This window comes from Aeromicrobium sp. PFPM2_SD2 (assembly GCF_057364525.1).
In genome coordinates this window covers 1-702 of sequence record NZ_JBNFNZ010000740.1, presented here as the reverse complement: position 1 = coordinate 702, position 702 = coordinate 1, and the positions used below count along the sequence as shown (strand labels likewise).

Sequence of the window (702 nt, the reverse complement as noted above, 5' to 3'; positions counted from 1 at the left end):
CCGGGGCCCCGTTCACCGGCCTGCGGGTCGGCGTCGTCACCGCGCTCACGCTGGCCGAGTCGCTCGGCCTGGCCGCCCACGGCGTGTGCACCCTCGACGTCCTGGCTGCCGAGGCCGGCGACGGCGAGCTCCTCGTCGCGACGGACGCCCGGCGCAAGGAGGTCTACTGGCCCGCTACGTCGACGGCCGCCGCGTGGAGGGTCCGGACGTCAGCAAGCCCGCCGACCTCGCCGCCCGGTTCCCCGGCGTGCCGTCCACGGCCGCGGCGGACGCCTGTACGCCGACGTCCTGGCGCACCTGCCCGGGGTGGAGGACCCGTCGGCCGCTGCGCTGGCCACCCTCGTCGCCCGTGGACAGGCCCAGGAGCTGCCGCTCGAGCCGCTGTACCTGCGCCGGCCGGACGCCACCCCGCAGGTCGCCCAGAAGCGTGCCTGAGCCGGCGGGTCTCGCGCCGGCCGTCCGCCCGGCGACGACCGACGACCTGGACGTCCTCGTGGCGATCGAGCGGGCCTGCTTCGGCGGCGAGGCGTGGAGCGAGGGCCTGCTCGCCGGCGAGCTCGGCTCGGGCGACCGGGTCGTCCTGGTGCACGAGGACGCCGGCGTGGACGCGTACGGCACCGTCGGGGTGGTCGCCGACGTGGCCGACCTGCACCGCATCGCGACCCGGCCCGACGCGCGGGGCCGGGGTATCGCCGCGACGCT

The 702-nt window shown here is 77.9% G+C and carries 1 protein-coding gene and 2 pseudogenes; all 3 read left to right on the top strand.

Annotated features, from left to right (window positions below; translation table 11 throughout):
* Positions 1–20: 20 nt before the first annotated feature.
* Positions 21–110 (top strand): annotated as a pseudogene (locus AC2W7G_RS17820) (tRNA (adenosine(37)-N6)-threonylcarbamoyltransferase complex dimerization subunit type 1 TsaB); the annotation flags it as partial.
* Positions 111–306: 196 nt separating this feature from the next.
* Positions 307–435 (top strand): hypothetical protein, encoded by a 129-nt coding sequence (locus AC2W7G_RS17815; protein ID WP_485869603.1) that lies wholly within the window; start codon positions 307–309, stop codon positions 433–435.
* Positions 428–702, top strand: a pseudogene (locus AC2W7G_RS17810) (GNAT family N-acetyltransferase); the annotation flags it as partial. The gene AC2W7G_RS17815 and the pseudogene AC2W7G_RS17810, both read left to right, overlap by 8 nt.